This window comes from Acinetobacter septicus (assembly GCF_019355975.1).
Lineage (GTDB): Bacteria > Pseudomonadota > Gammaproteobacteria > Pseudomonadales > Moraxellaceae > Acinetobacter > Acinetobacter ursingii.
Map to the genome: position 1 here is coordinate 3326528 of NZ_CP079898.1, position 26429 is coordinate 3352956.

Here is a 26429-nt window from a genome sequence, read left to right on the forward strand (position 1 = left end):
CTGATTGTGAAAAAGCCCCGAAGGGCTTCAAAAAGATAGAAATCAAATTAAAAAAAGAGAGGTCCAATCAAAAAGGCAATTGAGTCAGCTTATTTAAGAAATGCTGAATCAAACGAGGTTCTAAGAGGATGGTCATCACCACACCGTAAGCCGCTCCCCACAAATGCGCGCTGTGATTGATATTACTGTTGCCGCGTTTACCTGACCAGACACTATATCCCACATATAAAACTGCAAAAATAATCGCAGGCACAGGAATAAAAAATACCAAAATCAATTTCCAGGGTTCAAACAAGATATAGGCAAAAAGTACTGCTGAAACCGCACCCGATGCCCCTAAACTTGCCCAATTGGTATCATTTTTATGTTTTAAATAACTTGGCAAAATCGCAAAAATCAGACCGCCCAGATAAAACAGTACAAAGCCAAGATCGTAAAAAAACTGACGATAAAAACTTTCAATCACACTGCCAAAGAAAAACAGGGTAATCATATTAAACAATAAATGAGTCCCATCGGCATGTACAAAGCCATGGGTAATAAAGCGGTCATATTGTCCACGCTGCATGGCTGGCGGCCAGAAAATCAGACGATTCATGATATTCTGGTTGGAAAAGGCCATGAGGGAGACAATCACGGTAATCGCGATAAGCGTAATCGTATGATTAAAAGGCAAATGAAACATAGTGAAATTTATAAATAATATTAACGTTAACTGCCATAATGCCATTAAAAAAACAACAGAGCACATATTTTCCTATGAATAAATCCGACAATTTTGGTTGATTTTTTTTAATTCTCCCGCATCTTCAGTTAAAATAAGCGCTTCAGCTTGAGGATCATGATTATGTCGACTGAGAACACCAACACTGTGGTTGCAGAAGAAATTCCCAACCTTTTGATTACTCCAACTGCACAAGAGTATTTAAGTGATCTGTTGGACAAACAAAATACTCCAGGGATTGGCGTTCGTATTTTTGTTGAGCATCCAGGTACTCCACGTGCTGAATGTTGTATGGCATATAGTGCGCCTGATGAAGTGGTGCCGACTGACTATAAACAAGATTATGCTGCATTTCCTGCTTATATCGACCAGCCATCGATTCCTTATTTATTAGATGCTGTGATTGACTACAACAAAGACCGTTTTGGTGGTCAATTGACTTTTCGTGCGCCCAACTCAAAAGTGCCGCGTGTCGGGCCTGATGCATCGATTGAAGAGCGTATTACTTATATCCTTCAGTCAGAGATTAAACCTGGTTTGGAAGGACATGGGGGTAATTGTGCTTTAGTAGAAGTACAAAATGATCCTGAAAAAGGTTTAACTGCTGTACTTAAATTTGGTGGTGGTTGTCAGGGCTGTTCAGCAATTGATGTGACTCTTAAACAAGGTGTTGAAACTACTTTACGTCAACATATACCTGAGTTACAGCGTGTCGTAGACCAAACTGACCATTCACAGTCGGAAGGTGCATATTTCAAATAATGTTTTGAAATATGTAGAAAACCTCTAATTCGTTAGAGGTTTTTTTTGGCCTAAAATCGGATTTATAAATAAAATAGATTAAAATAATGATAATTATTATCATTAGTATTGTTTTTTATATATGAATTGTTACAATGCAATCGTTTTTTTAAGCTTCTTTTAATATTTCTTAAAATAGGGGATGAAAATGTCTCAACCTATATTACGCACAGTTCTCTCGGCTGCAATTGCAGCGACACTTTTTTCAATGGTTCATGCAGCGGAAGATAGCACTGTAAATGCTGAACAAAGTACTACACAAACAGATTCAGCAAAATTAGAAAAAATTGTTTTAACTGCTAGTGGTCAGGCAGTCGATTTAAAGGAGGCTCCAGCCTCTATTTCTGTGATTACTGCTGAGGAAATAGAAAAACGTCCAGTATCAAGTCTGGCCGATTTATTAAAACGTGTGCCAGGCGTAACAGGTGGTTTAAGTACAAATGGCGACGGATCAAAAATAAAATTACGTGGTTTACCAGATAATTACACACTGATATTGATTGATGGTAAGCGGATTGGTTCATCACGTGATACCAATTATCGTCCAGATTTAGGAAGACAGGATCTAAACTGGATTACTCCAGATATGATTGAACGGATTGAAGTGGTACGGGGGCCAATGTCATCTCTTTATGGTTCAGATGCAATGGGGGGTGTAATCAATATCATTACGAAAAAAATTCAGGATCACTGGACAGGTAGTGCAACTTATAATTATACCCAGCCAACGACATCTGGAGATAAAGGTCGTACATTCCAAACGGGTGCTGTGGTGAGTGGGCCATTAGCCGATAATGTTGGATTGCGTTTAAATGCGAGTCAGATTCGTCGTGAATCTGATAAAGGTTACACAGTAACCAGCCCTCCTAGAGGTGGTGATGCAAATTTAAATAATGTTGAAGGTACAACAGGTTACGTTAATAATAATTTTGGTAGCCAATTAAACTTTCGATTAAATGAAAATCATGATTTATCGTTGGAGGCGACCTACGGTATCGAAAAGAATTTAAAAGCCAAAGGAGTGACTACTCAAAATGGAGCAACAGGAGCAATTACTGGTCAAAATACAAATCAGAGTTGGGGAGCTGATAAATTAGAAAAACAAGGTTATGTGGCATCTTGGGATGGCAAATGGGGACATGAAATTACCTCAAAATTATCTGCTTATTACAATGATTATGATCAATCTGGCGATGGCTTAACCGCAAAATCCAATGAATCAATTGTTGAAGGGCAGGTCAATTTACCTTTTAATCTCATTGTACCGAATAAGTTAACTGTGGGCGGACAATGGCGTCGATCAGAGCTTAATAATACAGATACAATTGGTACACCGATTAAAGATGCCAATGGTAACGTAGTACCTAGCTATGATGGTGCAGATTATGCTGGTAATGCTAAGCTCGAAGGTAAAACATGGGCTGTATTCATTGAAGATACTTTAGATTTGAGTGATAAATTTAAATTAACCTTGGGTAATCGTTATGACCACGATGAAAAATTTGGGGATCATAATAGTCCAAGAGCTTATCTGGTCTATTTACCAAGCGAAGATTGGGCGATTAAAGGTGGAGTAGCAAGTGGTTTTCGTGCACCTACCATTAAAGAAAGTACTGCTGGTGCTGCAACGCAGTCAGGAGGTAATGGTTGTACCTCTTTAGCTTCAATGGGATACATTTCTGGTGGTTGTTATATGGCGGGCAATGCTGATTTGCAACCAGAAAAAAGCACAAACTATGAAATTGGAGTGAATTACACAGGCTTTGGTACAGATATTAATCTGACTTATTTCTACACAGACTTTGAAAATAAAATTGAATATGCACCGCTAGGTCGAATTAATGGTGTTTGGTGGACTCAGCTCAGAAATATACAAAAAGCAAGAACAGAAGGATTAGAGTTTAGTGCAGCAATCCCTGTGACTGATCAACTCAAATGGACCAATAGTGCAACGTACTTCTTTGAAGCAAAAAATCTGGATACAGGTGCAGCCTTAATTAATACTCCAGAATTAACAGCGACTTCCTCTTTAGACTATCTTATTAATGATGCTTGGGCGGTAAACCTGTTAGCAGAATATACTGGAAAACAATATTCAACCACAGTTACGAAAGATACAACTTTGCAAAAAGCCCATACAGTTTTGGGTTTAGCGACAAATTATGATGTCAATGACGATATCACTATCCGTGCAGGTATGAATAATTTGTTAAACAAAAAGTTAGCGCGAAGTACCTCTGGATACTATTTGGAAGGTCAATCAGCATTTGTGGGAATGACATATCGTTTCTAAGAATTAATTTAATCTAAGAATCTTAAAAGACGCCTCGTGCGTCTTTTTTTACCTAAAATTTATTATTAAAATTTCCTAAATAATTTGATTGTTGGTTAAATCATTAATAATAATAATTCTCGTTTTTATTGAATTTTACAATTTGTTTGCTAAAATGCCTGCGAGTTTTAAGCTTATTTTAAGTTTTTAAGAAATCAAAAGGGGTGGGAAATGATTCGGCGTTCACTTTTAGCGGCATCAATTTTGTCAAGTATGTCTGCTATTGCAAATACTGAAATTAATCAAGATGGTGCGATCAGTAACAAACCGACGGAACAGGTAAAACTTGAGACCATCGTTGTTACTGCTACAGGTTACGAACAGGACGTCTCTAAAGCACCTGCATCTATGACCGTCATTAGCCGTGAAGAGCTGGATAAACGTGAATATAACGATATAACTGATGTGCTTAGAAATACGCCAGGGGTGGTCATTTCAGGTTCAGGTTCTGCTCAGACGGTCAGTATCCGTGGTATGTCATCAAACTACACGCTATTTTTGGTCGATGGTAAACGTCAATATTCTAAAGATGTAAACCCTAATGGGGATGATAATGGATTTGAAAAAAATATCTTGCCACCAATAGCGGCAATTGAACGTATCGAAATTATTCGAGGACCTGCGTCAACGTTGTATGGTACGGATGCCATGGGTGGTGTCATCAATATCATTACTAAGAAAGTAAGTGATGAGTGGACAGGTACAGTTGAGCTAGGTACGGTCATTCAGGATCAAGGCGATGCTGGAGATATTAAAAATGGATCGGTTTATCTTGCAGGACCACTTATTCCAAATAAGCTAGGTTTACAACTCAATGTTAATAAACAAGAACGTGAAGAAGACCAATATGTCGGTGGTTTTCGTGGTAATGAACGAGAAAGCTTAAATACACGTTTAACCTATTTGATTAATGATCATCATGACCTTGCTTTAGATGCTAATTTTGTTAAACAAGAAAGTAAATCGACGGTCGGAAAAACAGTGGAAGCTGTAGCCAATGCCGCTGATTCATCTTCACGCAATTATCGCGATGTTTATTCGATTACACATAATGGGCGTTACACAGACAGCCTGAATAGCACGACGTATTTACAGTACGAAAATTCTAAAAATCCTGACCGTGAAAATACTACGTTAGACACTAAAGGTATAGAACTAGAGACTTGGACGTTCAATAACCAATGGAACTGGACTTTAGCCGATCATGTTTTATCTTTTGGTGCTTACTATAAAGATGAATCATTAAATGACAAGGCGACTAACCGTAATCCAAACATTCCAACTTTTAGTGAACTGACGCGTTGGTCTGCTGCTGTATTTTTGGAAGATACTTGGAGTATGACCGATCGTTTTAATCTCACAGGTGGTTTACGTTATGATTATGATGAAAACTACAAAGGAAATCTTTCGCCGCGCCTATATGGTGTGTATAGCTTCAATGATAACTTATCATTAAAAGGTGGCGTTTCCACGGGATATAAACAACCTGACATTCGTTCAGCAACGGAAGGTTTCTATAGCGTCACAGGTGGTGGTGGTTCTCCAACACCTACAGGACGCGGTATCATTCGTGCCAATCCAGAGCTTGATCCAGAAAGTAGTGTATCTTCAGAGCTAGGACTTAACTGGAAAAATGATTATCTTCGAGCATCACTAACAGGGTATATCACTCAGTTTAAAGATAAAATTACCGAAGTTCGTACCTGTGAAACAGATACAGATGGCTCTACAACCAACCGAAATAATGTTGCTGCGTGGAAATGTGCTGAAGGTGCGATACCATTTTATTTTATTAGTGACCGTATCAATGTTGATAAAGCGGAACTTAAAGGGATCGAAGCGACTGTAGAATCAGATGTGAACGAGTATATGACTGTAAGTGCAAACTATACTTTCACAGATACAGAAATTAAATCGGGTGAATTTAAAGGTCGTCCTTTAAACGAAATGCCTGAACATATGTTTAATATTACGGTTGATTACGACATTAATGATGCTTTAAATATCTGGTCACGTTTGCATTATCGCGGCGAAACTTCTGCATATCTAAGCCGCACATCAATGTCTAATCCAAATCCTGGCTATGAGTTTTTAGATGTTGGTTTTAACTATCAATTTACCTCAAATCTGAAAGGTAAATTTGGTGTATACAACCTGTTAAATGAAAAAGCAGAAAATGCTGATGGTGACCAGTTGCTTGATGGTCGTCGTTATGGCATTAGTTTCGTAGCCAACTTCTAATCCTCGCATCCCAATCTTGTCATTGCCATCTAAAAAGCCGCATCAGCGGCTTTTTAGGTCAATCTGTCCACTTTTCTTAAACTGAGACAGTGATAAGTCATCCCCCAAGGATCAGAAGGTATCTTTTTGATATAAGGTCCATTCCATCAATTTGCTCCCGAAGGAGCAGTTAATAAAGCATTTAAACCACAACCATTATCTGGAAATGAGCCATTATCAAGACGATATTGGTCAATTGCCTTAGTCAATGCATCAATTTGCGACTTAGCCGTAGTTTTCTCAGACTTTTCCAAGTTTTTAAATAAATTTGGCCCAATTATACCCGCTAGCAAACCGATGATGACTAGAACAATCATTAGCTCTAGAAGAGTGAAACCATTATTTCTTGGAAATCGTTTATACATTTTCATCCACTAAATCAAATATGTATCAATACCTGTCTGTCTTAATTCATAGTGTAGTCCAGAAGCTAATGCTACTATTGTTAATACTGCAAAAAAGGGATTATTTTCAGGTTCTGAATGATTGTAGAGACTTAATTTAATGCCATCGGTATATCCTCTTTCATTTATTATCGCAAACATTGTTCCTATTTCTAAACCTTTTAAATTTGACAGATTATCCAAACATCTCTCTGGACTAAAATCTTCCATTAAATGAGGTAGTATCTTTAACTCAACTTCATCAAAATCATTATTTACAGTAATAATCCAAAACTTATTATTAATTTCGAATATTATGCTTTCAACGAAATTCTTAGAATCGGCATGCTCATTACCTATCAAATAAACACTATCAATTTTTCTAATTTCAACATTATCTTTGACAACATCAAAAATATTACTTTCCATAATATTATTTCACCTTCTTTTTTCTTGTTTAATTAAATTTAATGCGGCATCTAAATCTTTAGACATACATCAATTAATATTTCACAAACCTCTTTCAAGGAAGTCTAAATCTAACTAAAAAATACAATCACATCCATGTGATTTTATTATCAACATTCTTACATCAACCTCTGATCAGTCATATTTATCAAATAAATTTTGATCATACCATTTTTCACATTCAAAACTAACCTTGGGAATTTTTTTGATCATCTCCTCACATTCTTCAAACATTTTTTCAACTTCATTTTTAAAATCAATATTTAATCCCTTAAGATCTTCTAGCTCAGTCCCCTTATGAATCATATTAATTAAATCAATAGAATAATTATTTTCCTTCAAGAGTCTAAGCATATACGGCGTATACAAAAAATATTCAGCCTCATTTATATCTATATAATTGTTTCTTAAAGAGTGTAAAACACCCAAATTAACTATTAAAATTAACTTTTCCAAATCAATTTTTCCGAACTCATTCATTTATTTATTACTCCAACCATTTTTCACTTTAACATCAAAAACCTTTCCAGACTGACTTTGGAAATAATGGATAGATACCTTCGCACCATTTGAGGCATATCCATCTGAATATACTTTTTTCCAAACACCAGCTTCATGTTCTCTTAGGCCTTTTAGAACATCTTGATTTTTAACTGTATTAAATGTTTTTCCATCCTGAATGGCTTTAAATCCTGCAGGATAATTAGGTGCATTTTTGATACCATTATACACATTTTTTAAATTACAATTATGTACCCACATATTTGCGTCACCTGCAAAATATGTGTGATAGCCCTCAACTTCCAAATTATAAGTGGTTTCTACTCTATCTGTTTCAGTAAATGAAACAACTTTATGAACTTGATTATTTGCATCTAAAAGTTGATCACCTACTTTAAGGTCAATACTTTCCACCCATTTCTTGTCTACTACCCAGAATGGATGATCATCAGAAACTTCAATTGTATTTTCTTTACCAGTACTATCAATTGTTTTAAGCAAATAAATACGACGGTTCGGTACAACAAATACGCGCTTAACGGGCTTATAAGCTATTTCACCAGTTTCTTCATTTCGAGCAAGAACTAGATCACCCTCTTTAATTTCAACAATACGTTTTGCACCATCTTTTGTTAAGACTGGTGTGTCGTCATCAAAGCACCCGCAAGGATATAAGGATTTTAAGTAAGCACGGCTTTGTTGCATAAAGCTATTCATGAAGGCTTCTTCAGCAATATAATTTCCAGATGAAGAAGCCTGCTCCTAAAATCTACCGTACAACCAATTGGTCCTCGTATAACCAAGCTTTAATCAAGCGAGGGAATATTTCAATCTGGTTTGATCCCAAGACCCAATGGTATGAACAGCCACAAGGCAAGCATGGACGAAATCAAATTTATTCCGACACAGCGATTCAAAGCTGTTTAATGATCAAATCTCTATTCCGTCTTTCTTTACGTATGGTCACTGGCTTTGCTCAAAGCCTGATTAAACTCTGTGGTTTGAATTGGACAGCACCAGATTACTCCACCCTCTGTAAATGACAAAAGCATATTGATATTGCGATAAGCTATCAGAAAAGTCGTGATAGGTTACACCTATTCGTCGACTCTACAGGGTTAAAATTTTTAGGTGAAGGCGAATGGAAGTGTAAGAAACATCAGCCTGAATATCGTCGCCAATGGCGCAAACTGCATATAGATATAGATGCTAAGACCCTTCAAATACGAGCAGTTCAGTTCACAATAAACAATGTGAGTGATTCACAGGTGCTTGGTGATTTGCTTGATCAAATTCCGTTGGATGAACGAATTGATTCAGTCTATACAGATGGTGCTTATGACACAAAGCACTGCCGACAAGTCATTTTAGATCGAGCTGCACATGCAGTCATTCTACCTAGGAAGAATGCAAAGCCTCGGAAAGATAAGAAATTGAGATATTTAGAGAGGAATGACTTATTAAAAACAGTCAAACGGTTAGGTAGGTCACTTTGGAAAAAATGGTCTGGTTATCATCGTCGAAGTTTAGTGGAAACCAAAATGCATTGCATCAAATTATTAGGCGATAAATTAACAGCAAGGAGTTTTCCTAGTCAGGTGAATGAGGTTCATGCACGTGTAGCAGTTTTGAATAAATTCACAGAATTAGGTCGCCCTCATACCCAAGTTGTCCCTTGAATTTAGCTCACTTAGGGCAGCATTATCTTTCAAACCTTTTTTGCAACAAAGCCGTAATCATTTAAAAATATTTTTAACCTGTTCAGAATAATAAAACTTTTCCAAATAATGTCGTGCACGTTCACGCAAATGTTTGGATTGAACCATTTCCTGAATAATGGGGGTTAATAATTCGGTCAGTTGATTCTGAATCAGTTCTTCATTGATATTTATATCGCGTAACAACAAATCAAAAGAACGTTCCTGATTACGTGCGTACCATGCATAGACACCATCATGCACTTGTTGTTTTAAATAATCGGTCTGGCGGATGTGTTCCCAGATTTCATGACCCATTCCCACAGTTTTAGGCAAGTCATTGACTTCAATATAATTACGCACAACATTTACAGGTAATTTTTTGATCTTGTGCCATAAATTCGCCTGAAATTGATAAAGCTTTTCATCATTAAAATGCTGATTCAGTACTGTTTCGCTCAGCTGACTTAACTTAATAATATTCTTTTGTAAATAATTAGCGACTGTGTCATCCAGATTGGAGTCGGTTACAGATTCAAGTACAGATTTTCCCATTTTCATAAAACGTCCAACACCGGGAACTTTTTTATTCATGAGGGAATTATCCAGATAATCCTGAATGGAATGTTGGATGAGCTGCGTCACCATGGTTGAAAACGCAGGATTATTGGTAATGCGTTTAATCAGTGCTTTACGGTGTTCGCTTTTACTCGCCACATATTGGGCGATATGGTCAATCGTTACCACAGGGATAATATCTTCAATCGTTGTCTGATCATTGCTTGGATGAATCAAGGCAAAACGAATATGTTCGGTAATTTGCTCGATTAAAAAGGGACTTGCAGCAGTATCTAAAATTTGCGTTTGAATCAAATGATAAATTTGTTCAAATGACCATAAATCTTTTAATTGTTGCTTTCTAAACCAATGATAAAATTCAGAAAACTCAGACTGAATCGTCGTTTTTTGAGAAAACTCCTGATCCAGAAAATCAAGCTGTGCTTCTATTAATTGGTCAATGATCGGGTTGCTCATAATATCTCTAAATTGAATGTCTGAGTTTTAAACACTTTACTTTAAAAATCATCTCTGCATGTTTAACTTTTAATGTGTAGTAGACTTTTTCATAACTCCCTTTTATTTCTCCCTGTAGGAGAAAAATAAAGAGGGTTTAAACAATGATGAAACAAGTCTAGTGATTTATCTATTGTTTTAATCGGAAACGGAATGTCTACCTAGAGACACTAAAGGATCGGTTAGTGGATTTTTTTGTTTTTGGGTTTTTTCCAAAAAAGGCAAGTAGTATTGAATAACCAATTGATCCGCTTCCAGTATTGGCATATGTCCGACATGATTTAAAATAATCGGTGCTTCGGCACGTTTCAACATTTTCTTTAATTCACCCGCGGCTTCAACATTGACAATTTTATCGTCTGCACCCCATAAAATTAAGGTGGGCGCTTCAATCGAGCGAGCTAAAACTGAAAATGTATCTGGTGTATATAGACGTTTAAGTGCTACCAGTTGATCGACAATTTTACTGGTTTCCTGTGCATGGGTGATTAAATTTTGTTCCAACGCATTTTTATAATCATTGGACAAAAATGGCTGATGATACATGACTTGATTCAGCACATAATTCAGATCGCCTTTCTTGGAAACAATCAATTGTTTGAGATAAGTTGGATCTTTCAGGTAAATAGTATTGGCGGAATGATAAACGCCCGCACTGCTGATGAGAAATAGACTTTGTGTGTCAAACGCATATTGCGATGCATATAGCATAGCAATTGAACCGCCAACCGAATGCCCGACAATATTAATCTGATTGGACACATGTGCAGCTTCGGTAAAACGTCGAAGTTTCTCAGTGACATTGGGTACAGATAAATCAAAATCCTTTGGAACGATGGTATCGCCCGCCATAGGCAGATCAGGAATGATCACGTGATAATAAGGGGTTAATACTTTGGCAATTGAATTCCAGTTATCACGGCTGCCTGCTAAACCATGAATCAATAAAATCGTTGGTTTATTTGATGCACCGCCTTCGCTATAGACCCAAGTAATATCATCTACTTTTAAGCTTTTGGTTTTTAAGCCAGCCCAGTTACGTTGCTGTTGCAGTTCATCATGTAAATTAAAATGACAGTCTGCGGCTTGAGCATTTTGTAAACTTCCACCAACAAATAGTCCCATACATATACTCATAGCAAATGCCCATGTATAGAAAAAGTTAATGTGAGGAATACGGAAAGTCATTTAACTTCATCCTTGAAAGTTGCTGACGTTTTGAGTCTTTATATTATGAAATAAAGGCTTTGTATCCGTCATTTGCTGCTAAAAAAAATCTAGGAGAATTATAGTCAATTTGGTCAACTGCTTAGACTCAAAAAATGTTAAATAGGTCGTATTATTATCGAAATAAAATGTAAATAAATTTATAGACAACAAGTCATTATCTTAAATTGATTAAAAAAATATCAAAATGGAGAAAGATTGTCATAGTTTAGTTTTTGTCAGTGACTTTCAGAGTTTAGCTTATTACACTATTTTGAACTCATTATTTGATGGCAAAACAAATGATCACTGCTCAGGAAGCGCTTGAACGTCTTAAAGCGGGTAATAAGAGATTTGCAACAGGTGAAGTGACTCACCGCAAATTATTATCACATCAAGAACGTACCGATATGGCTCAAGACCAAAATCCATTTGCCATTATTTTGGGATGTTCTGATTCGCGTGTCCCTGCTGAAATTGTCTTTGATCAAGGGCTAGGTGATTTGTTCGTGATCCGTGTGGCAGGCAATATTGTTGCACCGTCACAAGTGGGAAGTGTGGAGTTCGCGGCTGAACGTTATGATTGTGCCGTGGTTGTGGTGTTAGGTCATAGTCACTGTGGGGCAATTCAAGCCACGGTCGATACGTTGATGAATCCAGATCATCCGCCATCTGACAACTTGATGTCAATTGTCAATCGAGTCCGTCCTTCCGTTGAAATTTTGCTGCAAACTGATCTAAAACACGACCATGCAAAGTTATGTATGCATGCGGTTCGTTCCAATGTGTTTGCTTCTGTGAATCAACTGCGTCATGGTTCTGCTGTACTTGAACACCTGATCGAAAAGGGCAAAATGATCGTGGTCGGTGCAGAATATTCACTGGAAACAGGTGAAGTGACTTTTTTTGATTTTTAAGCATCCTATAGATGTTTAATTGAGTTAAAGGCGCGTTATAACGCGCCTTTAATATATGGGTAGGCATTATTCAATAAAATACTTTGTGCTTTGGCATTCGGGTGAATCTGGTCATTTTGCATCAGATCTTTATGTCCCGCGATGCCTTGCATAAAGAAAGGCAGTAGTTTGATTTTGTATTGTTGACTGATCACTTTATAATTATTTTCAAAGGTTTGGCTATAAGCTGTGCCATAGTTAGGCGGAATTTTCATACCAAATAATATTACTTTCGCGTTGGCTTGCTGACTCTGTTGTACCAGTTGCCCCAAATTTTTTTGGATCATTTGAGGCGGTTGACCGCGTAATGCGTCATTACCACCCAATTCGATGACGACCACATCAGGTTTATAACTTTGTAGTAGTTTTGGCATTCGAGCCAGCGCACCGCTGGTGGTCTCACCACTCACACTTGCATTGACCACTTTATGCTGTTTCGGATACTGTTGGTCAAGACGTTTTTGCAATAATTGAACCCAGCCTTGTTCATGATTGATTCCATAACCTGCACTGATGCTATCTCCCACAATCAAAATGGTTTTTGCCTCTATGGCAAAAGGGATCAGACTGAGCGTAGCAACCATGTAGTATTTTACAGTTTTGGGTTTGAACAAGCGTTTTAAAATTTGCATATTAAAAAATGACCGATCATTGCATCAGACAGGATAATGACCATCATGCCACAACCGATTATTTCTGCCCATCAACTGACACAATCCATTCAATTTAATAACAAAATATTAACTATTTTAAATGATATCAATCTCGATATTTATGCAGGTGAGCAAGTTGCAATTACTGGGCGTTCGGGGTCAGGAAAATCCACTCTTTTAGGGATGTTGGCAACATTGGATCAGCCGAGTTCAGGCGAGGTATGGGTTTGTGAGCAAGCCGTACATCAACTGAGTGAAGAAGCAAGAGCAAAAGTTCGTCTGGAAAATATTGGTTTTGTATTTCAGTCTTTTCAACTGTTACCACATTTGAGTGCCCTAGAAAATGTGATGCTGCCTTTACGTTTGCAGCCAAAGTTTGATTATCAGCAGGCTGAAGAAAAAGCCTTGTCTTGGTTAAAACGAGTAGGATTAGAGCGCCAAGCGCTGCAAACCCCCAAAGTATTATCGGGTGGTGAGCAGCAACGTGTAGCCATTGCACGTGCTTTAATTGCATCACCTAAAATTATTTTTGCCGATGAACCAACAGGAAATCTGGATGGTCAAACTGCACAAGACATTGAGAGCCTGTTATTTGAACTGAATCGTGAATTAGGCACGACACTGATTTTGGTCACGCATGATGCCAAGCTGGCAGCAATGTGCCAGCGTCGCTTACAACTGATCGATGGTAAATTATTTGAAGATCAAGTCTCTGCCCAAGAATCCTCTCATCCAGTTGATCAGATGGAGGATGGGACATGAGTGCATTGCTTAAACCCTTATTTATCCAAAGTTTTCGGTCGGGCGGTATTTATTTACTCATCATTGCCTTGTCACTTGCCATCAGTGCAACCACTGCACTTAAATTTAGTAATGATCAGATCCAAAATGCTGTGACTTTACAAGCTGCTGAAATGCTAGCAGCCGATTTAGTTCTTTCTGACAATGAACCCATTGCAGATACATGGAAGCAACAAGCAACTACTGAAAACTTTCAGCAATCTAATGTCACTGTTTTTAGCTCAATGGCACGAACGAATGATCAATTTGTCATGGTCAATGTTAAAGCCATTGATACACACTTTCCGTTACGTGGAAAATTACAGATTGAACCCGAGGCAAAGCAGATCAAATCTGGTGAAATCTGGTTAAGTCCACGCGCAATGGATTTGCTTAAGGTCAAATTGGGTGAGCAGGTCTTTATCGCAGATGGTGCATTTAAAGTTGCGGGTGTGATTAAGCATGATTCCAATCAGGAATTGGGCTTTTCTGGATTTTCTCCCACTGTCATGATTAACCAATCAGATATTGCCAAAACCAATGCGATTCAAGTCGGTAGTCGGATTGAATATCGGTTGCTAATGTCTGGTTTGCCTGAAAATATTCAAAATTTTGAAAAAAAATTTAAAGCGCAACATCATGTTCAGGATGATACAGAGGCCGATCCAGAATCGAGCTTAAGGCTGCGTAACGCTGCTCAAGGCAATACACGTTTGATGAAACCGATTGAAAATCTGGATACGTTTTTACAGTTGACCAATATTTTAACGATTTTGCTGTGTGGTATCGCCATTGCTTTAACCAGTCAGCGCTATGTCCAACAAAATCAGGATCACATTGCCTTGATGCGTTGTCTCGGGGCAACTCGTGTACAGATCGTCTGGGCATATCTTGGATTATTGGCTGTAGTCAGTCTCATTTCAATTTTGATTGGCTCATTATTAGGCGTGGGACTTGGCTATGGCTTATTACAACTGATGTTGCAGTTGATTCCGCAACTCGAGTTAAGTTTTTCAGTGATTGCATTTTTGTTCGGCCCATTACCGATTGCGATATTCACCAGTATCGTAGTGATGGCCGGATTTATCTTGCCGAGTATCTGGGAGTTACTAAATACGCCTCCAATTCGAGTGATTCGTCAGGAAACACGTTCCAAACGATCATTTGCCTTTATGTTTTTAGCAGGTGTGTTGAGTTTAGCGGTGTTTAGTATGGTGTTGAGTGAAAATATTCAACTGAGTGGTCTGATGCTGGCAGCGATACTCTTACTGAGCGCGATTCTATATGGGATTGTTTGGAGTCTGTTAAAATTTTTTAAGCAACTCAAAAATCGATTTTCAGTGTATATACGGACACCAGCGCACACCAGTTTACAGATTACCGCACTGGCTTTGGGCTTAAGTTTAATTACCGTATTAACTGTATTACGCACCGATCTATTGCAGCGTTGGCAACAACAATTACCAGAAGGAACGCCAAATCAATTTGTGTATGGCTTGCCGCCTTTTGATATGCCTGAGTTTAAGCAACAAATTGAACACAATGGCTGGCATAGTACGCCTTTATATCCGAATATTCGGGGAAGGTTAGTTGCCAAAAATGATCAGCCCTTTGCAGCCGACTTGATTCAACACAATAATTCTTTACGTCGTGAGCTAAATCTGACTCAGGCAGAGGCCTTGCCAAAGGACAATGTCATTACACAAGGTCAACCCTTATTTAATCAGGTCAATCAAGTCTCAGTTGAGGCTAAACTCGCTGAAGAATTAGGCATACAAGTCGGAGACAAGCTGACATTTAATTTGCCAGAAGGGACGTTATCTGCGCGGGTCATCAACTTACGAAGTGTAGAGTGGGAAAGTTTTAGTCCGAATTTTTTCTTTATTTTTTCACCACACAGCATGGATGAAAATGCAGGAAGTTATTTAGGTAGTTTTTATGTTCCACCACAGGATAAGACGCAATTGATTCAGGTGATTCAACGTTTTTCTAACACTGTCTTTATTGATGTCAGTTTGATACTGGATGAAATTAAAAGACTGGTCAGCGTATTGGTTCAAGTGATTACGGTATTGGCAATATTGGTTGGGCTGTCTGGGATTTTGGTCTTAGTGGCGTGTTTGAATCTACTCATGGATGAACGCCGTCGAGAAGTGGCATTGATGCGTTCCTTTGGATTATCCAAGTCAAAACTTAAACATATGTTGAGTTTGGAAATCGGCTTTATCGGTTTAATTGCAGGGGTAGTATCCTGCTTCTTCGCTGAAATTATCAGTGCCATTGCCAGCTATAAAATGAACATTGCGCTACAATGGCATCCTGAAATCTGGCTGATTTTACCTGTTGCCATGATGCTGATTTGTGCCTTGATTGGACGATATCGACTTAGTTATCTATGTGATATTCCACCTTTACAAAGCTTAAGAGAAATCAACCAATCTTAAACTTTAAGTAAAATCAAACCATAAAAAGCCAGCTATAAACCCAGCTGGCTTTTCATTTGCGTTAAAATTTCTTGCCAAAGTGGCTCAATCGGTGGAATCAGACTGACACAGTATTGATAAAATAAGACACACAGCACCGCTCCGATGATCAATCCAACCACTGCGCCTAGATTTGCTTGATGTATCTTTTGGCTGATATACCAAATCGTTGCCAGTAAAGCGCCCATGATCATCCCGCCAATATGAGCGGCATTATTAATTCCAGTTGCAATGAAACCAAAGGCAAGGTTAATTGCCATGACCATGACTAAAGATTTTTTATCTAAAATAAAACGCTGATCGGGTAAAGCAGGCAACAAGGCCAAAATGGTGAGTGCTGCGCCAAGTCCCATGACTGCCCCAGAGGCACCTGCGCCAACATGAGGAAGTAAAGTTGGATCAAAATGCTCAAGTAATGCATAGCTGTCACGAATAGTGACGTAACTGCTGAGCAAACTGCCCATCAGTCCTGCCAATAGATACAACCCGATAAAATAAAAACGCCCGAGCATTTGTTCTGCAATACTGCCAAAAATATACAGCGCCCACATATTCAGCATCAGATGTACCAGTCCAAAATGGAAGAACATACTGGTAAATAAACGTTGTGGTTGTTCCAGAAAAGTCAGGGGCGAGAAGTCTGCACCCCAACGGATGGCATCGGCTGTTGTCGGGCTGGTGGCATCGACACCTGATAGCACTTGCCAGCCATATAAACCCACATTCATGGCGATTAAAACTGCGGTAATCCACCATAGATTGACTTCAAGTTTACGATTTACTTGCGGAGGACTATATTCAGACATGATATGCTTTTGTTATATATCAATAATGCTTAGTTTAAGCTTAACATGAAATACGTGATTTTCTGGAGAACCCATCTGGCATGAAGAAATTTATTGTTCGCGCTGTTTTAATTCTTGTCAGTTTTATTCTTCTGGTTCAGTTATGGATTTTTTGTAGTTTGGCTTGGTGGCGAACGCATCCCGTTGAAACGACGATGTTTATGCGCATCGATTATTGGTCAGATCCTTCTGAGCCGTTGCATCATGAATGGCGTGACTATGACCATATCAGCGATACATTTAAACGCGCAGTTGTCGCGGCAGAAGATGGTAAGTTTTTACAACATCATGGCTTTGACTGGGATGGTATTCAGTATGCACTTGAGAAAAATGAAAAATCAGGCGAAGTCGTCAATGGTGGTTCCACTATTTCGCAACAATTAGCAAAAAATTTATTTTTATATAATAAACGTTCATTGATTCGCAAAGGTCAGGAAGCCGTTGCAACATGGATGATGGAACGCATGTGGTCAAAGCAACGTATTCTTGAGGTATATATGAACTCGGTTGAACTCGGAGATAATATCTATGGCGTGGAAGCCGCCTCTCAATATTATTTTCATAAAAGCGCGAGAAGCTTAACCAATCAACAAGCTGCATTTTTGGCTGCATTATTGCCAAATCCAAAAGGTTATCAAGCCAATCGTAATGATCCAAAATTTAAGTTTAAGCAGCGTTTTACCTTAAAATATATGCGCTATAGCCAGATTCCATAAATATCTGGTTTTAGAATATGGTAATTTTTAAAAAAGCTTGTGAATACGAGCTTTTTTTATGAAATTGTCATAATTTTGCAGCATACTATTTAAAAGCCTTGTTTAGGCATCAAAAATTTATAATGTCAGGTTGAATGCATGAATACCGCGATTACAACACCGTCTGAAACTATGCCGACAGAAGCAGAGTATACTTATAATGATCGCTATATTAACCGCGAGCTTTCAATTCTCGATTTTCATTTGCGAGTTTTGGAACAAGCGGTTGATCCATTACATCCACTTTTGGAGCGGATGAACTTCCTGCTGATTTTTTCGCGTAATCTGGATGAGTTTTTTGAAATCCGAGTGGCTGGTGTCATGGAGCAAATGTATTTGGGCAATGAAAGTCGTAGCCCAGATGGTTTGACCCCACGACAGGTTCTAGATCAAATTTCTAAAACCGCACATGCCGCCATTGAACGCCAATATCGGATATTAAACGAAGAAATTTTGCCAAAGCTGCGTGAAGAAGATATTTGCTTTTTACGTCGCGGTGAGCTGACACCTGCCCAGTCGTCATGGATTAAAAAATATTTTCAGGAACAAGTTGCACCTGTATTAACACCGATTAGTTTAGATCCTGCGCATCCATTTCCGCGCTTGGTCAATAAAAGCCTGAACTTCATTGTCACTTTAGAAGGCAAAGATGCTTTTGGTCGTCAGATTGATTTGGCTGTTGTACCTGCACCACGTTCGTTGCCACGTGTAGTACGTTTACCCAATGAATTAACTGGCGGTAAAGAACATCATGTGATGCTTTCTGCGATTATTCATGAACATATTTCTGACCTGTTCCCAGGAATGACTGCGACAGGTTGCTATCAGTTCCGTGTGACGCGTAATGCAGACTTGGCCCTGAATGAAGACGTTGAAGATCTGGCTAAAGCCTTAAAAGGTGAATTAAGTTCACGCCGTTTTGGTCGTGCAGTACGTTTGGAAGTCACTGAAAACTGTCCAAAGCATATCTATGAATATTTACTAGATGAGTTCGATCTGGACGAAGAACAACTTTATAAAGTCGATGGTCCCGTCAATCTTGCACGTTTATTATCCAATTTTAAACGTCCGCATTTGCGTTATGATTCGCATACGCCTGTCATTCCAAAAATACTCAAAAAATCAGAAAATATTTTTGCAGCGATGCAGAAGCAGGATATTTTACTGCATCATCCGTTTGAATCTTTTGCTCCTGTCATCAATTTACTGCGTGAAGCAGCACGTGATCCACAGGTTCTTGCAATCAAGCAAACCTTATACCGTAGTGGTGCGGATTCTGAAATTGTCCAAGTTTTGGCAGAAGCAGCGCGTAATGGTAAGGAAGTGACTGCTATTATTGAGTTACGCGCGCGCTTTGATGAAGAATCCAATATCGAAGTGGCAAACCTGTTACAAGAAGCGGGAGCAGTCGTGGTCTATGGTATTGTGGGTTATAAAACTCACGCCAAAATGATCATGGTGGTGCGCCGTGAAAATAATAAATTGGTTCGATATGTACATTTGGGTACAGGGAATTACCATGCAGGTAATGCCCGTATTTATACCGATTACGGCTTGCTGACCACAGAGAAAGAATTATGCGATGACGTCCATCGTATTTTTCAGGAACTGACGGGAATGGGTAAAATGGCAAAGCTGAAAAAGTTATTGCATGCACCATTTACCTTACATGCTCAATTGATTAATTTTATTGATGATGAAATTGCCAATGCCAAAGCAGGCAAGCCCGCCCAGATTATTGTCAAAGTCAATGCATTGACTGAAATGCAGTTGATTAACAAACTATATGAGGCTTCGCAGGCAGGCGTTAAAATTGATTTGATCATTCGTTCGATTTGCTGTTTGCGTCCTGGTTTACCTGGACTATCTGAAAATATTCGTGTTCGATCTATTGTCGGCCGTTTCTTAGAACATACCCGCGTTTATTATTTTAGTAATAATGGCGATGCTCGGATTTATTGTTCGAGCGCGGACTGGATGGATCGTAATCTATTCAATCGTGTTGAGGCGTGTTTCCCAATCGAAGATCCAGTGTTGAAGAAACGAATTTATCAGCAAGGTTTGGTGAATTATTTAAAAGATAACCAGCAAGCGTGGTTGCTGCAAGGGGATGGAACATGGGTGCGTGCTCAACTCGCTGAAGGTGAGGAACCTCATAATGCACAGCAAACTCTATTGGAAATTTTTAAGTAAATTAAATCTGAATCCAAAGAGAATCGAATGATTCTCTTTTTTTATGTCTGAATATTTATGCTTAACTTCGAACAATCAATACTGGAATATAAATCTCTCCCAATACTTTTTGTGCCACACTACCCAGTACTAACTTTTTAAACCCTGTACGGCCATGTGAACCCATCACTAAAAGGTCAGCATTTACCTCTGTTGCAGCATTCACAATTTCTTTGTAAATTTCCTGACCTTCGACTATTTTAGTCTTTGCTTCGACACCTTGTGATGAAAACACTTGTTTTGCTTCTTCCAAAATATCTTGGATCATAGCGCGTCCACGATTAATGGCATCTTCTTTTTGGCTTTCAGCATTAACATATTCAACCCCAATAAAAGGATCAATCGTCACGACCAGTAAAATGGTCACCTGACTATTATAGGTTTTTGCTAATTGTGCCGCTTGATGAACCGCAGCAAGGGCAGTGGATGAACCATCAACAGGAACCAAAATATGTTGATATGACATCGGTAAACTCCTTTTCATTATAAAAAATTGTTTGTAAAAGTTATTGTGTATATATTTTCAACATTATCATCATATTGCCTGAAATATGTCGTTTGAACCGAACGAATATTCGAGGATTACTTTGAGTTAATCACATGCAATACAGTGATAAAATAGCATAATTAATCGGCAACTTTATCATGCTTACACTAAAGTCGAGCAGATTGAGAATCCTATTCAACAAAGACGATCACGATATGTGTGGCGTATAAATGACCAAAGAACTTCATATCCAGATACTCGAAGTAGTGGCTCTGATTCCTTATGGTACAGTCGCCAGTTATGGACAAATTGCCCAATTGGCGGGGCTCCCTAAGCATGCGCGGTTAGTGGGATATGTTTTAAAACATCTTGATCCTGAAAGTGATTTGCCGTGGCATCGTGTGATTAATGCTCAAGGCAAAATCAGCACCAACCGATTAAATGCACATGGAGAAAATATCCAGCAAATGAAATTACTAGAGGAAGATGTTGTGGTAGTTGCAGGGAAAGTGAGTCTAAAAAAATACCAATGGAATTGATCTCTTGAAAAATAGATTTATTTAGCAATAAGAACAGGTACTGGACTTTGAGCCAATACGGTTTGAGCAACACTACCCAATACAAGTTTCTTTAAACCTGTGCGTCCATGTGACCCCATCACCAGTAAATCAGCTTTAAGCTCTATAGCGGTCTGAATGATTGTTTCGGCAATTGAGAGGCCTTCACGATATTGAATGCTTAAGCTCAATCCATCTTCTGAATATTGGGCTTTAATCTTTTCTAGCGAAGCCAAGATATAATCCTTTGCCCGATCGATCAATACGTTACTCTGCCCCTTATTTATATAGTCCTCAGCAATCATCGGGTCGAGTTCCAAGACCTCTAAGACCGCCACTTGACTACCTAAACTCTTGGCTAATTGTATGGCGTGTTCTAGTGCCTTGATAGAAGGTTCAGAATCATCTACACAAACCAGTATATGCTGATAGCTCATTTTATAGTCTCATATTAAGTTTAGGTATGCATTATGTGGATAAAGAGAATAAACTTTAAATGATATTTTTAGCAGAAAGAACAGATGGCAACAATGTGATTTTGTTAAAAATGAATATGATATATTGATAAATATAATTAAAAATAATGTGCAAAACTTTATTGTTTGTATTGGGGACTGAATGAAAAAGTGTGCAGTTTTTACTTTGATGATGACATCATTTTTAATAGGCTGTTCTTCAGATGGTCTACTTGGTGTTGCTTACTGGGTGGGTTCTTTAGGCGATCCTAAAGATGATTTTAAATACAATTGCCAGATTAAGCTAATTAAGAAAGATGATCAGGATAATTTATTCATCCAGTATTACCATGAAAATAATCAAAAAAACTCGAGTGCGTTTTGGGTCAAAAGTTTAGATCCAATTTCGGGTCAACATTACGGTGAGTGTCTTAGATTTGATGTTGAAACGAATTTTGATTTTTTTGAAGATATCGCAAAAAATAACGATATCCAAGTTTGGGATTATGATGGACATAAAGTGGCTGAAGGTCATTATATTGGCAATAAAAAGCAAGGAACGTGGAAAAGTTGGTATCGCTCAGGTCAATTAAGATCTAACCATCACTATCAAAATGATCAATTATTGGGTTTGCAGCAATCTTGGTATCAAACTGGGCAACAGGAAATTCAGGCGATCTATGGAGAGGGGAATTATCAAGAAACTTACTGGTATGAAAACGAAGATACGCGGCGTGAAACTCAACAAAAAATAGTCAATGGCACTGAATATAAAGCCATCACCGAGTTTGACGCTTCAAACAAAATCACAAGCATCATGCAATATGAAGGAAAAGAAATTGTTCGTTGGGATACATTTTAAGTGTAATAAAAATATCCAAATCTAAACCTTTGCAGGCGTAGCATTTGGATATTCTTTTTTGAGTCTTGTGAGTTTTAAGTCATTAAACTAGATGTTTAGAGATACTCAACACTTACGACTTCATATTCGACTTCACCTTGTGGAGTGACAATTTTGGCTTCATCGCCTTCATTTTTACCCAAAAGCCCACGTGCAATAGGGGAGTTCACGGAGATTTTATTGATTTTGAAATCAGCTTCATCATCACCTACAATTTTATAGGTCTTACGTTCTTCAGTGTCCAGATTTTCAATGGTCACCGTTACCCCAAAAACCACACGGCCATTTTTTTCAAGTTCATGAATATCAATGACTTGAGCTGCACCTAATTTGCCTTCGATGTCCTGAATACGACCTTCACAAAAGCCTTGTTGTTCACGCGCAGCATGATATTCAGCATTTTCTTTCAAATCGCCATGTTCACGTGCCTCAGCAATCGCCTGAGTAATACGTGGACGTTCCACAGTCTTTAGCTGGTGTAATTCTTTCTCAAGAGCTTCTTTGCCCTCTGGAGTCATTGGATAACGTTGCATTTTAGTCCCTCTAAATGAAATGGGAGTTGACCTTTTTAAAAAAACAAAAAACCCGCCACCGATAAAGTGACGGGCTTATCGGTAACGAATTAACCTACAGTTTGTAAATCTTGCAAGCGATATACATCCATTGGTAATTGAATTGCAAAAGCTTGGCAAACTGCTTCAGCACCATTAATAGTCGTCGTATAATACACTTTGCCTTGTAGGGCTGCACGACGAATCATGGCTGAGTCATACTGAGCTTGTTTACCTTCAGTGGTATTGACAATAAGGTGTATTTCACCATTTTTCAAGCGGTCAACAACATGTGGACGGCCTTCAGTTACTTTATTTACACGTTCGCATGCCAAACCTGCATCTTTAAGTACCTGATAAGTTCCACCTGTAGCAAGCAGTTTGAAACCATAGTCCACGAGTTTTTTAGCAATATCAGCAATATATTTTTTATCTGACTCACGTACAGACAAGAAAGCATGCTTGATTTCACCTTCAGTCGGTAAGCCAGGCAGGCGTTCATTTGAACCCAATACTGCTTTATAGAACGCTTCACCAAAGGTTTTACCGACACCCATCACTTCACCTGTCGATTTCATCTCAGGCCCAAGCATTGGATCAACGTCTTGGAATTTCGCGAATGGGAAAACTGCTTCTTTTACAGCAAAGCGAGTCGGAATGATTTCTTTGGTAAAACCCTGAGAAGCAAGCGTTTGACCTGCCATACAACGTGCAGCAACTTTAGCTAAAGATTCACCAATACATTTCGATACGAATGGAACCGTACGCGATGCACGTGGATTTACTTCAAGCACATAAACATCATCACCTTTTACAGCAAACTGAACGTTCATTAAGCCCACTACACCTAGTTCTTTTGCCATCGCAATGGTTTGACGACGCATTTCATTCTGAATAGTGTCAGAAAGAGAATAAGGTGGGATTGAACATGCAGAGTCACCTGAGTGAATCCCTGCTTGTTCGATGTGTTGCATAATACCGCCAATCACCACATCTTTACCGTCAGATACGCAGTCGACATCAACTTCAGTCGCATCATCCAAGAAATGATCAAGCAAAACAGGTGCTTCATTGGATGCTTGAACTGCATCACGTAAGTAACGTTTCAGTTCTTCATCATTGTAGACGATTTCCATGGCACGACCACCCAATACATAAGATGGACGAACAACCAACGGATAACCTACTTTAGACGCTTCTGCCATACCTTCTTCAGCAGATTTGACGATGCTGTTGTTCGGTTGACGAAGCTGTAAACGCTGAATCATTTGCTGGAAGCGTTCACGGTCTTCTGCACGGTCAATGGCATCTGGAGATGTCCCAATGATAGGCGTACCTGCTTCTTCTAAAGCACGAGCCAATTTCAAAGGGGTTTGACCACCATACTGTACGATTACGCCTTTAGGCTTCTCGGTACGTACGATTTCAAGAACATCTTCAAGGGTAACAGGTTCAAAGTACAAACGATCAGAAGTATCGTAGTCGGTTGAAACTGTTTCAGGGTTACAGTTGACCATGATGGTTTCATAACCATCTTCACGCATTGCAAGCGCCGCATGTACACAGCAATAGTCAAACTCGATGCCTTGACCAATACGGTTTGGACCACCACCAATCACCATGATTTTGTCACGGTTGGATGGATTTGCTTCACATTCCTCATCATACGTTGAGTACATGTAAGCCGTTGAAGATTCAAATTCGGCTGCACACGTATCCACGCGCTTGTAAACAGGATAGACACCTAAATTCCAGCGTTGTTTACGGAATTGTTTTTGTGAAATACCCATGAGGTCAGCAATACGCAGGTCAGATAAACCTTTACGTTTAAATGCACGAATATTATCGGCATTCAAGTCACCAAAGCCCAAGGTTTTCACTTGTTCTTCAGTTTTGATGATGTCTTGAATCTGGATCAGGAACCAACGATCAATCTTGGTTGCATTGAATACGTCATCAAGGCTAAAACCGTGACGGAAAGCATCTGCAACATACCAGATACGCTCTGGTCCAGGAACATTCAGTTCATGCTGGATTTTCTCGCGTGCGCCTTCGGTCCCAATTTCAATTTTTTCATCAAAACCAGATACACCCACTTCCAAGCCACGAAGTGCTTTTTGTACAGATTCCTGGAAGTTGCGACCAATCGCCATGACTTCACCGACCGATTTCATCTGCGTCGTCAGTACAGGTTCAGCTTGTGGGAATTTCTCAAAGTTAAAACGAGGAATCTTGGTTACGACATAGTCGATCGATGGTTCAAATGATGCAGGTGTGGTTCCATCTGTAATGTCATTTTTCAATTCATCAAGGGTATAACCTACTGCCAGTTTTGCCGCAATTTTAGCAATCGGGAAGCCTGTTGCTTTAGAAGCAAGTGCAGATGAACGAGAAACACGTGGGTTCATCTCGATCACGACCATACGGCCGTCTTGAGGATTGATACCAAACTGAACGTTAGAACCACCCGTTTCAACACCAATTTCACGAAGAACGGCAATCGATGCATTACGCATGATTTGATATTCTTTATCTGTCAGTGTTTGTGCAGGTGCAACTGTGATCGAATCACCCGTATGAACACCCATTGGGTCAAAGTTTTCGATGGCACAGACAATGATACAGTTGTCGTTTTTATCACGAACAACTTCCATTTCGTACTCTTTCCAGCCGATCAATGATTCATCAATCAATAACTGATGCGTTGGAGAAAGATCGAAACCACGTTCACAGATTTCAAGGAATTCTTCACGGTTATACGCGATACCACCGCCTGAACCACCCATGGTGAACGATGGACGGATAATGACAGGGAAGCCAAAGCGTGATTGAATTTCCAAAGCTTCCTGCATGTTTTCTGCAATGGCGGCTTTTGGACATTCCAATCCGATTTTACGCATTGCAATATCAAACAGTTTACGATCTTCTGCTTTTTCAATTGCGTCTTTGCTTGCGCCAATTAATTCAACGTTGTATTTCTCTAAAACGCCGTTTTCATCCAGCGCCAATGCACAGTTCAATGCAGTTTGACCCCCCATGGTTGGGAGAACCGCATCTGGACGTTCTTTTTCAATAATCTGTGCAACGGTTTGCCAAGTGATTGGCTCGATATAAGTTGCATCCGCCATAGAAGGGTCGGTCATAATCGTCGCAGGATTGGAGTTCACCAAAATCACGCGATAACCTTCTTCACGAAGCGCTTTACAGGCTTGTGCACCAGAATAGTCAAACTCACAGGCCTGACCAATCACAATAGGACCCGCACCAATAATCAGGATGCTTTTTATGTCCGTACGTTTAGGCATTAT

The 26429-nt window shown here is 39.0% G+C and carries 22 protein-coding genes and 2 pseudogenes; 11 read left to right on the forward strand and 13 right to left on the reverse strand.

The annotated features are described in order from the left end of the window. Nucleotides 1-67: 67 nt before the first annotated feature. On the reverse strand, nucleotides 68-685 hold the full coding sequence (locus tag I6L31_RS15650) for a rhomboid family intramembrane serine protease (protein WP_035272011.1): 618 nt from the start codon (nucleotides 683-685) through the stop codon (nucleotides 68-70). Between the two features lie 162 nt (nucleotides 686-847). Here I6L31_RS15650 and nfuA point away from each other — a divergent pair, with 162 nt between their 5' ends. From nfuA to I6L31_RS15665, 3 genes are all read left to right on the forward strand, one after another. Continuing rightward, nucleotides 848-1486 (forward strand): Fe-S biogenesis protein NfuA, encoded by a 639-nt coding sequence (gene nfuA, locus I6L31_RS15655; protein ID WP_005003352.1) that lies wholly within the window; start codon nucleotides 848-850, stop codon nucleotides 1484-1486. Nucleotides 1487-1673: 187 nt separating this feature from the next. After that, nucleotides 1674-3818: a TonB-dependent receptor domain-containing protein gene (locus I6L31_RS15660; RefSeq protein WP_005003355.1), complete on the forward strand. Its 2145-nt coding sequence runs from the start codon at nucleotides 1674-1676 to the stop codon at nucleotides 3816-3818. Nucleotides 3819-4028: 210 nt separating this feature from the next. After that, nucleotides 4029-6098, forward strand: a complete 2070-nt coding sequence (locus I6L31_RS15665) for a TonB-dependent receptor domain-containing protein (protein WP_005003358.1) — start codon at nucleotides 4029-4031, stop codon at nucleotides 6096-6098. Nucleotides 6099-6151: 53 nt separating this feature from the next. Here I6L31_RS15665 and gspG read toward each other — a convergent pair. The 4 genes and pseudogenes from gspG to I6L31_RS15685 all read right to left on the reverse strand — a co-directional run bounded on the left by gspG (nucleotide 6152) and on the right by I6L31_RS15685 (nucleotide 8206). Beyond that, nucleotides 6152-6508, reverse strand: a pseudogene (gspG, locus tag I6L31_RS15670) (type II secretion system major pseudopilin GspG). Nucleotides 6509-6511: 3 nt separating this feature from the next. Then, the gene (locus I6L31_RS15675) at nucleotides 6512-6949 is read right to left on the reverse strand and encodes a DUF6334 family protein (protein ID WP_005003363.1); all 438 of its coding nucleotides are present in this window, start codon (nucleotides 6947-6949) and stop codon (nucleotides 6512-6514) included. A gap of 174 nt (nucleotides 6950-7123) precedes the next feature. Continuing rightward, nucleotides 7124-7468 (reverse strand): DUF3969 family protein, encoded by a 345-nt coding sequence (locus tag I6L31_RS15680; RefSeq protein WP_005003366.1) that lies wholly within the window; start codon nucleotides 7466-7468, stop codon nucleotides 7124-7126. Continuing rightward, nucleotides 7469-8206: a polymorphic toxin-type HINT domain-containing protein gene (locus I6L31_RS15685; protein WP_005003368.1), complete on the reverse strand. Its 738-nt coding sequence runs from the start codon at nucleotides 8204-8206 to the stop codon at nucleotides 7469-7471. A 29-nt stretch (nucleotides 8207-8235) separates the two neighbouring features. On the opposite strand from I6L31_RS15685, the pseudogene I6L31_RS15690 reads away from it, so the two are divergent. After that, nucleotides 8236-9168, forward strand: a pseudogene (locus tag I6L31_RS15690) (IS5 family transposase). A 57-nt stretch (nucleotides 9169-9225) separates the two neighbouring features. On the opposite strand, the gene I6L31_RS15695 reads toward I6L31_RS15690, so the two are convergent. Both I6L31_RS15695 and I6L31_RS15700 read right to left on the reverse strand, forming a co-directional pair. Continuing rightward, nucleotides 9226-10221, reverse strand: coding sequence for a hypothetical protein (locus tag I6L31_RS15695; RefSeq protein WP_005003370.1), 996 nt, complete (start codon nucleotides 10219-10221; stop codon nucleotides 9226-9228). 177 nt (nucleotides 10222-10398) lie between these two features. Further along, the gene (locus I6L31_RS15700; RefSeq protein WP_005003372.1) at nucleotides 10399-11448 is read right to left on the reverse strand and encodes an alpha/beta fold hydrolase; all 1050 of its coding nucleotides are present in this window, start codon (nucleotides 11446-11448) and stop codon (nucleotides 10399-10401) included. A gap of 320 nt (nucleotides 11449-11768) precedes the next feature. Here I6L31_RS15700 and I6L31_RS15705 point away from each other — a divergent pair, with 320 nt between their 5' ends. Continuing rightward, nucleotides 11769-12383, forward strand: coding sequence for a carbonic anhydrase (locus tag I6L31_RS15705; RefSeq protein WP_010588747.1), 615 nt, complete (start codon nucleotides 11769-11771; stop codon nucleotides 12381-12383). A 35-nt stretch (nucleotides 12384-12418) separates the two neighbouring features. On the opposite strand, the gene I6L31_RS15710 is transcribed toward I6L31_RS15705, so the two are convergent. Continuing rightward, nucleotides 12419-13006, reverse strand: coding sequence for an arylesterase (locus I6L31_RS15710; RefSeq protein ID WP_005003374.1), 588 nt, complete (start codon nucleotides 13004-13006; stop codon nucleotides 12419-12421). Nucleotides 13007-13099: 93 nt separating this feature from the next. Here I6L31_RS15710 and I6L31_RS15715 point away from each other — a divergent pair, with 93 nt between their 5' ends. Beyond that, nucleotides 13100-13837, forward strand: a complete 738-nt coding sequence (locus tag I6L31_RS15715; protein ID WP_005003376.1) for an ABC transporter ATP-binding protein — start codon at nucleotides 13100-13102, stop codon at nucleotides 13835-13837. After that, on the forward strand, nucleotides 13834-16299 hold the full coding sequence (locus I6L31_RS15720; RefSeq protein ID WP_005003379.1) for an ABC transporter permease: 2466 nt from the start codon (nucleotides 13834-13836) through the stop codon (nucleotides 16297-16299). The genes I6L31_RS15715 and I6L31_RS15720 overlap by 4 nt, the downstream gene beginning before the upstream one ends. A 32-nt stretch (nucleotides 16300-16331) precedes the next feature. On the opposite strand, the gene I6L31_RS15725 is transcribed toward I6L31_RS15720, so the two are convergent. Then, nucleotides 16332-17144: a rhomboid family intramembrane serine protease gene (locus I6L31_RS15725; protein WP_005003380.1), complete on the reverse strand. Its 813-nt coding sequence runs from the start codon at nucleotides 17142-17144 to the stop codon at nucleotides 16332-16334. A gap of 80 nt (nucleotides 17145-17224) precedes the next feature. On the opposite strand from I6L31_RS15725, the gene mtgA reads away from it, so the two are divergent. Both mtgA and ppk1 read left to right on the forward strand, forming a co-directional pair. Further along, a complete protein-coding gene (gene mtgA / locus I6L31_RS15730; protein ID WP_005003381.1) occupies nucleotides 17225-17899 on the forward strand; it encodes a monofunctional biosynthetic peptidoglycan transglycosylase in 675 nt (224 codons plus the stop codon). A gap of 138 nt (nucleotides 17900-18037) precedes the next feature. After that, a complete protein-coding gene (ppk1, locus tag I6L31_RS15735; protein WP_004990233.1) occupies nucleotides 18038-20131 on the forward strand; it encodes a polyphosphate kinase 1 in 2094 nt (697 codons plus the stop codon). Nucleotides 20132-20192: 61 nt separating this feature from the next. Here ppk1 and I6L31_RS15740 read toward each other — a convergent pair whose 3' ends face one another. Further along, complete coding sequence (locus tag I6L31_RS15740; protein ID WP_005003383.1) at nucleotides 20193-20636, reverse strand: universal stress protein; 444 nt, start codon at nucleotides 20634-20636, stop codon at nucleotides 20193-20195. A gap of 251 nt (nucleotides 20637-20887) precedes the next feature. Between I6L31_RS15740 and I6L31_RS15745 the strand changes: the two genes are divergently transcribed. Beyond that, entirely contained in the window at nucleotides 20888-21196 is a 309-nt protein-coding gene (locus tag I6L31_RS15745; protein ID WP_005003387.1) for an MGMT family protein, read from the forward strand. A gap of 17 nt (nucleotides 21197-21213) precedes the next feature. Here the strand turns inward: I6L31_RS15745 and I6L31_RS15750 are convergent, their stop codons facing one another. After that, entirely contained in the window at nucleotides 21214-21651 is a 438-nt protein-coding gene (locus I6L31_RS15750; RefSeq protein WP_005003393.1) for a universal stress protein, read from the reverse strand. 181 nt (nucleotides 21652-21832) lie between these two features. Between I6L31_RS15750 and I6L31_RS15755 the strand changes: the two genes are divergently transcribed. Beyond that, nucleotides 21833-22531 (forward strand): toxin-antitoxin system YwqK family antitoxin, encoded by a 699-nt coding sequence (locus tag I6L31_RS15755; protein WP_005003397.1) that lies wholly within the window; start codon nucleotides 21833-21835, stop codon nucleotides 22529-22531. Between the two features lie 95 nt (nucleotides 22532-22626). Here the strand turns inward: I6L31_RS15755 and greA are convergent, their stop codons facing one another. Continuing rightward, nucleotides 22627-23103 carry a transcription elongation factor GreA gene (greA, locus tag I6L31_RS15760; protein WP_004990223.1) on the reverse strand — a complete coding sequence of 159 codons (477 nt, stop codon included), beginning with the start codon at nucleotides 23101-23103 and terminating at the stop codon, nucleotides 22627-22629. An 89-nt stretch (nucleotides 23104-23192) separates the two neighbouring features. After that, nucleotides 23193-26426, reverse strand: coding sequence for a carbamoyl-phosphate synthase large subunit (gene carB / locus I6L31_RS15765; protein ID WP_005003400.1), 3234 nt, complete (start codon nucleotides 26424-26426; stop codon nucleotides 23193-23195). Nucleotides 26427-26429: the final 3 nt, after the last annotated feature.

What these genes read in the sequence shown, in the direction of transcription:
- ppk1 (WP_004990233.1), top strand. Translation starts at nt 18,038, where the DNA reads ATGAATACCGCGATTACAACACCGTCTGAAACTATGCCGACAGAAGCA.
- mtgA (WP_005003381.1), top strand. Translation starts at nt 17,225, where the DNA reads ATGAAGAAATTTATTGTTCGCGCTGTTTTAATTCTTGTCAGTTTTATT.
- I6L31_RS15725 (WP_005003380.1), bottom strand. Translation starts at nt 17,144, where the DNA reads ATGTCTGAATATAGTCCTCCGCAAGTAAATCGTAAACTTGAAGTCAAT.
- I6L31_RS15715 (WP_005003376.1), top strand. Translation starts at nt 13,100, where the DNA reads ATGCCACAACCGATTATTTCTGCCCATCAACTGACACAATCCATTCAA.
- I6L31_RS15695 (WP_005003370.1), bottom strand. Translation starts at nt 10,221, where the DNA reads ATGAGCAACCCGATCATTGACCAATTAATAGAAGCACAGCTTGATTTT.
- I6L31_RS15665 (WP_005003358.1), top strand. Translation starts at nt 4,029, where the DNA reads ATGATTCGGCGTTCACTTTTAGCGGCATCAATTTTGTCAAGTATGTCT.
- I6L31_RS15675 (WP_005003363.1), bottom strand. Translation starts at nt 6,949, where the DNA reads ATGGAAAGTAATATTTTTGATGTTGTCAAAGATAATGTTGAAATTAGA.
- greA (WP_004990223.1), bottom strand. Translation starts at nt 23,103, where the DNA reads ATGCAACGTTATCCAATGACTCCAGAGGGCAAAGAAGCTCTTGAGAAA.
- I6L31_RS15720 (WP_005003379.1), top strand. Translation starts at nt 13,834, where the DNA reads ATGAGTGCATTGCTTAAACCCTTATTTATCCAAAGTTTTCGGTCGGGC.
- I6L31_RS15755 (WP_005003397.1), top strand. Translation starts at nt 21,833, where the DNA reads ATGAAAAAGTGTGCAGTTTTTACTTTGATGATGACATCATTTTTAATA.
- I6L31_RS15685 (WP_005003368.1), bottom strand. Translation starts at nt 8,206, where the DNA reads ATGAATAGCTTTATGCAACAAAGCCGTGCTTACTTAAAATCCTTATAT.
- I6L31_RS15700 (WP_005003372.1), bottom strand. Translation starts at nt 11,448, where the DNA reads ATGACTTTCCGTATTCCTCACATTAACTTTTTCTATACATGGGCATTT.
- I6L31_RS15650 (WP_035272011.1), bottom strand. Translation starts at nt 685, where the DNA reads ATGTTTCATTTGCCTTTTAATCATACGATTACGCTTATCGCGATTACC.
- I6L31_RS15660 (WP_005003355.1), top strand. Translation starts at nt 1,674, where the DNA reads ATGTCTCAACCTATATTACGCACAGTTCTCTCGGCTGCAATTGCAGCG.
- I6L31_RS15680 (WP_005003366.1), bottom strand. Translation starts at nt 7,468, where the DNA reads ATGAATGAGTTCGGAAAAATTGATTTGGAAAAGTTAATTTTAATAGTT.
- I6L31_RS15705 (WP_010588747.1), top strand. Translation starts at nt 11,769, where the DNA reads ATGATCACTGCTCAGGAAGCGCTTGAACGTCTTAAAGCGGGTAATAAG.
- I6L31_RS15745 (WP_005003387.1), top strand. Translation starts at nt 20,888, where the DNA reads ATGACCAAAGAACTTCATATCCAGATACTCGAAGTAGTGGCTCTGATT.
- I6L31_RS15710 (WP_005003374.1), bottom strand. Translation starts at nt 13,006, where the DNA reads ATGGTTGCTACGCTCAGTCTGATCCCTTTTGCCATAGAGGCAAAAACC.
- I6L31_RS15740 (WP_005003383.1), bottom strand. Translation starts at nt 20,636, where the DNA reads ATGTCATATCAACATATTTTGGTTCCTGTTGATGGTTCATCCACTGCC.
- carB (WP_005003400.1), bottom strand. Translation starts at nt 26,426, where the DNA reads ATGCCTAAACGTACGGACATAAAAAGCATCCTGATTATTGGTGCGGGT.
- nfuA (WP_005003352.1), top strand. Translation starts at nt 848, where the DNA reads ATGTCGACTGAGAACACCAACACTGTGGTTGCAGAAGAAATTCCCAAC.
- I6L31_RS15750 (WP_005003393.1), bottom strand. Translation starts at nt 21,651, where the DNA reads ATGAGCTATCAGCATATACTGGTTTGTGTAGATGATTCTGAACCTTCT.